Here is a 5,195-nt window from a genome sequence, read left to right as displayed (position 1 = left end):
AGCCACCACCATTTCAAGACCAAATATTTAAAGAGCAAATCATCACAAAAAAGTCTCACCTAAACCAAAATGTAATATTACTGAAATATTTGTTCTCTAACATCACGCTCAGATTAAACAAACAGACCAAACACAGACTAAAACGGTCCAATGGAGAAAACATTATGAACCAAGCTACTACTGCAGCAGCGCCTATCTCGAGCACAACTCGTTGGCTACGCTGGGCTAACTTGGCATTCATGCTTTACCTACTATTACTTTCAGTTTCAATGGTTGGTACAGGCTTCAAATGGGCAACAGGCGAGCAAGCAAAAGTTCTTTTCGAATTTGCTTCACATCCAGTTGCAGGCTTAATGATTGGTTTAGTGGCAACAGCCCTTATTCAATCATCAAGTACAGTTACTTCAATTATCGTTGGCCTTGTGGCAGGTGGTTTACCTGTTGAGCTAGCAATCCCTATGATCATGGGTGCAAACATTGGTACTACAGTAACCAATACGCTAGTTAGCCTTGGTCATGTTCGTTGTAAAGATGAGTTCAAACGTGCATTCGCAAGTGCGACGATTCACGATTTCTTTAACCTATTAGCCGTTGCTATCTTCCTACCACTAGAGATGGCGTTTGGTATTCTAGAGAAAATTTCTCACTGGTTAGTATCACCGATGCTAGCAACAGGTGATATGAGCATGGGTGGTCTTAACTTCATCAAGCCAATCACTAAGCCTGTTGTAAGTGCGATTAAAGAGCCACTATCAACGTTTGGCGACACTGTTGGTGGGGTTATGCTTATCGTTCTAGGTATCGCGACTATCTTCGTAGCTATCACGGTAATGGGTAAGCTAATGAAGAGCCTAATGGTTGGCCGTGCTCGTGAGATTCTAAAGAACGCAATCGGTCGTGGTCCTATCCACGGTATCGCTTCTGGCTCTATCGTGACTATCCTTGTTCAGTCTTCTTCAACGACAACAAGCTTGATGGTTCCACTAGTTGGTTCAGGTGTTCTTAAAGTACGTGACGTTTACCCATTCACTTTAGGTGCAAACATCGGTACGTGTATTACCGCGCTATTAGCAGCGACAGCAGTATCTGGTGAGTTCGCAGTATTCGCACTACAGATTGCTCTAGTACACTTGGTGTTCAACATCATGGCAACGGTATTCATCTTTGGTATTCCGTTCCTACGTGAACTGCCAGTGAAAGCAGCTGATATCATTTCAGACATGGCAGTGAAAAACAAAGCTGTAGTAGCTGGTTATCTTGTTGCGGTATTCCTTGTACTGCCTGGTAGCGTGTTAGCACTGACAGCTTAATAGCAAAACAAACATCGCTTATAGCAAAGCCCGCAACCTCCTAGGTTGCGGGCTTTTTCTTTTCTGAAAGGCAGATGTGGGAAACAAAAAGAAGATTGGAGTAGCGAGTGACAAGTTGAAAGCAGATACAGGATGGATGCGAGTGAGCGAGTAACGAAAAGCCCGTTTTACTCGCATCTATATATCCCCGTCATTCCCTACAGCGAGGAACGAGCGTGATAGGGAATGACGGGGGTTTTTGATCTTAGTATCCCGAATCTCTTCTACTTGTATCTAACTCCCCTTATCTCGCATCTAAAGAAACGCTTACTTACCTTGCTCATTACGCAGATACATAATGGCAACCATGCCAAAGCCGATAAGTTGCCATAGATACTGCCCATCGCTTGCACCTGTGATGGTTTGAGTGAAAGCCATACAAGCCGTCACAAACAGAGAAGCAAAGGCAGCATAGAGTAACCACGGACGCTCCTTGCCAGACATGAACTCACCTGCTAGTACTGAACGAAGAACCAATAAAAATGGCACACATTGCAAAGCAATCAGAATAGGGAACATAAAATCGAACGTAGGGCTCAGTAAAGCATGACCGATTTGGCTCTTATCCCAAGTACCTACAATATAGCCTTTCCAGCCAGCCCAAGTATCACCTGAATAAGCGGTATCTGGCGTAATAAAGCCAAGCACAACGCCCATCACTTTATCGACAAAGCCATTTTTGAACCAAAAGACGAATAAGAAGATCTGAATTGGAATGATCTGAAAAGCAAACTTCTTCAACATGTGTGTACCCCAAATAATTAATGATTTGGTGACCAGTATGTGGAAGTCGATGTTTTTACGCTTGATGCAAGGCAATCGAGCCTGACTCCAAACAATAATCAAACATGTTGAGAAGCCTGTCGGCACAAGAAAACCTTGCAGAAGAGCCGTTACTATTAGCGGTAACTCAACGTCTTCACTTCAAAGAGAATTATGTGGTTTAGGAAAGGTTTGTTTTTTATAAAGATTCAATAAGATCAAACAGTTGGCCATTATACTCTTTTTTCACTTCGGTATAGCGCTGATAGTTGTATTGCGAACCTTCTGGGTTATCCGACAGCTTGTCAGCCACACTAAGTAGATAAAAACTGATAGGGCTCGGTGTACTTTCGGCCGCATAAAAAAGGTAAGGGAAAGCTTGATTGGCATGTTGGTTGATTAACAGTGCAAGACCCAAGGTAAGGTTGGCAATATCACAACGTGGGTTCATCTCAAAGGCTTGCTTTGCCAGTTGCAGTGCATGTTCGCGATCTTCTTGCTCATGACTTTGCAAATAAGCCAAAGATTCCGAATACGACAATAAGGCATTGACCAAATAATTGTCTCTTCCTTGCTGTTGAATCGTATCCAACTGAAGTGCGATCTCTGCAAATGGCTGTCCACCTTTGCCTTGGTAGAAAAGCGATATTCCCTCTGAAATAACCTTCCAATCATCGTAGTTATCAATAGAAGTCACTCGATGACTGACGACACCGTATTCTGAACTCATTGGGGCAATAATGGCTTTGATCTCAAGAATCACATCCCCAATGGCATCAAAGAAGTTATCTTGGCTAAAGCTCTTTTCCACTTTCTGGCTTTGATTGGGCTGGCGGTTGTTTTGTATCAGCACGCTCAGTATATAATTACTGCCCTTTTGCTTGAGCCAACCTTTGAGTTCGACACCATTATTGGCAAGTGATTGCTTGCCCTGTTTCGAGAGCTGAGAGAAGTGGTAACCCGATAAATTTCTCGCTGAGTTCAGCCCGTAGAATAGGTAGTTGTACACGCTTTCCGACATCTCATAATCGTCCGCAGAATCGAGTGTTATGTCATGGATATAAACGGGAATCACATCACTTTGAGGCGCAGAAATAACAGCTGTGTCATTGGTTGGGATATCGCTTTGCCATGCCCAAGTTGCTATTAAGCCAATAGAGAATACTGCGGTTGTAATCAGGGCGATGGTTTTATTTTTAGGCTTAGAAACAACTTTGATTTCAGGTGGGGGAATTTCTACTACGGGAGTAGTCTCAACGCTAGGCTGAATTATCTCAATATCGAACAGATAACCTTGCTTAGGAATGGTCTGAATGATGCGATACGGACGTACTTTATCCTGAAGCTGACTGCGCAGTAAACTGATGACCTGTCTGACCAAGTTGTCAGACACTTGAGTTCGTTGCCAGACATCAGCAGCTATCTGCTGCGTACTAACCACTTGCCCGCGCTTGTCGATGAAATAGCTGAGCAGCCTTGCTTGTAGTGGCTCTAAATGAATCTCTTCACTATCAATCACCAACTGGTTTTTATCAGGGTAGAAAGAAATAGGAAAGTCGTGTTGCAATACAAAGCAATGCGAGCGAGTCATAGTAGTTCTGTGGTTAGAAAAGACCACTCAAGATTATTGGTTTTACGAATAGTAAGCAAGCCAAGCATCAGAAATAAAAAAGGCTGCGCAGAGGCAGCCTTTCGATCAATCAGTCAGTCAGTCAGTCAAACAAAGCAGATTAGATTAAACCGAGAATGGGTACTTAATCGCTTCGTGGCATTCGTAGCCTTCAACCCAGAAGTCATCCATCGTCACCCACGTTTCCAAATCTTCTAAAGACTTAATCTCAGGATTGATATGGAATGTTGGCCCCGCTAAAGGCTCACGCTTCAACTGGATATCACGCATAGGTGCGAGTTGATCTTCGTAGATATGAGCATTAACCAGCTTGTGGTAAGCCACACCCGCTTTCTTACCAGTAATTTGCGCCATGATTGCTAGGAACACATACACTTGAACCATGTTGAAGTTCAGGCCTAATGGAACATCACAAGAGCGCTGAGTACTGTTTAGGTACAAAGTGTCACCAAGTAGAGAGAAGTGGTGGCTGTACATACACGGACGTAAACAACCCATGTGGAACTCACCTGGGTTATAGAAGTTTAAGATCTCGCCGCGGTCATCAATGCCGTTCGTTAGATCATCAACAATCTTCTTCAGTTGGTCGATATGACCGCCATCAGGTTTTGCCCATGCACGTCCTTGAACGCCATAAACACGGCCCATGTCGTCTTCACCCTTGCGGTAAGGGTTATTTAGCCATGCTTCATTCAGGTTAGAATTCGCATCCCAAGTTTTAGTCCCTAGCTTACGAAAATCTTCAGCATTGTCGTAACCACGGATATAGCCAAGCAGCTCAGCAACTGCGGCTTTCCAAAAACTTTTACGTGTTGTTACCAGTGGGAATTGGTTATTACCTACATCATATTCAAGGTCAGCATTGATTACGGTTAGGCAGCGCTTGCCTGTGCGTTCATTTTCAATCCAAGTACCGTCATTAACGATACGCTGACAGAGATCTAAATACTGTTTCACACCAATTCCTTACTTCGTTTGTTGTGGTAATTCATCTTTGTAGTGACCACGCTTGTATGCCCAAACCATCATCAGCACACCGATGATAACCATTGGCAGTGACAAAATTTGTCCCATAGAGATAAATCCACCGAACAAACCTAGCTGAGCATCAGGTTCACGTACGTATTCAACTAGGAAGCGGAATGTACCATATCCTGCTAGGAATAACCCTGATACAGAACCAAGAGGGCGAGGCTTTTTGATGAACCAGTTCAAGATGAAGAACAGTACAATACCTTCAAGCGCCATTTCATAAAGCTGAGATGGGTGACGAGGAAGTGGACCACCGTTAGGGAATACAATCGCCCATGGCACATCAGTCACACGACCCCATAGCTCACTGTTCATGAAGTTGCCCATGCGGCCCATACCTAAACCAAATGGAACCAATGGTGCAATCATGTCAGCGACACCAAAAAAGGTTCGACCGTTCTTTTTGGCATACCAAAGCATCG

General features: G+C 43.8%; 5 protein-coding genes. 1 reads left to right on the top strand and 4 read right to left on the bottom strand.

Going from position 1 to position 5,195, the window contains the following annotated elements; genetic code table 11:
- The first annotated feature begins 164 nt into the window (after positions 1 to 164).
- Entirely contained in the window at positions 165 to 1,310 is a 1,146-nt protein-coding gene (locus AB4653_RS21625) for a Na/Pi symporter (RefSeq protein WP_017102996.1), read from the top strand.
- 306 nt (positions 1,311 to 1,616) lie between these two features.
- On the opposite strand, the gene AB4653_RS21620 is transcribed toward AB4653_RS21625, so the two are convergent.
- The 4 genes from AB4653_RS21620 to lgt form a co-directional block, all read right to left on the bottom strand.
- Complete coding sequence (locus AB4653_RS21620) at positions 1,617 to 2,093, bottom strand: hypothetical protein (RefSeq protein WP_009848440.1); 477 nt, start codon at positions 2,091 to 2,093, stop codon at positions 1,617 to 1,619.
- Between the two features lie 217 nt (positions 2,094 to 2,310).
- Positions 2,311 to 3,702 (bottom strand): winged helix-turn-helix domain-containing protein, encoded by a 1,392-nt coding sequence (locus tag AB4653_RS21615; RefSeq protein ID WP_009848439.1) that lies wholly within the window; start codon positions 3,700 to 3,702, stop codon positions 2,311 to 2,313.
- Positions 3,703 to 3,846: 144 nt separating this feature from the next.
- The gene (locus AB4653_RS21610) at positions 3,847 to 4,698 is read right to left on the bottom strand and encodes a thymidylate synthase (RefSeq protein ID WP_009848438.1); all 852 of its coding nucleotides are present in this window, start codon (positions 4,696 to 4,698) and stop codon (positions 3,847 to 3,849) included.
- A gap of 9 nt (positions 4,699 to 4,707) precedes the next feature.
- A partial coding sequence (gene lgt, locus AB4653_RS21605; RefSeq protein WP_372105314.1) for a prolipoprotein diacylglyceryl transferase occupies positions 4,708 to 5,195 on the bottom strand: 488 nt, incomplete at its 5' end.

This window comes from Vibrio sp. 10N.222.48.A3 (genome assembly GCF_041475345.1).
GTDB classification, from domain to species: Bacteria; Pseudomonadota; Gammaproteobacteria; order Enterobacterales; family Vibrionaceae; genus Vibrio; species Vibrio tasmaniensis_A.
This window is presented reverse-complemented; position numbering and strand designations above follow the sequence as displayed.

Excerpts from the sequence above, each read along its gene's own strand:
- AB4653_RS21625 (WP_017102996.1), top strand. The coding sequence starts at position 165 with ATGAACCAAGCTACTACTGCAGCAGCGCCTATCTCGAGCACAACTCGT.
- AB4653_RS21615 (WP_009848439.1), bottom strand. The coding sequence starts at position 3,702 with ATGACTCGCTCGCATTGCTTTGTATTGCAACACGACTTTCCTATTTCT.
- AB4653_RS21620 (WP_009848440.1), bottom strand. The coding sequence starts at position 2,093 with ATGTTGAAGAAGTTTGCTTTTCAGATCATTCCAATTCAGATCTTCTTA.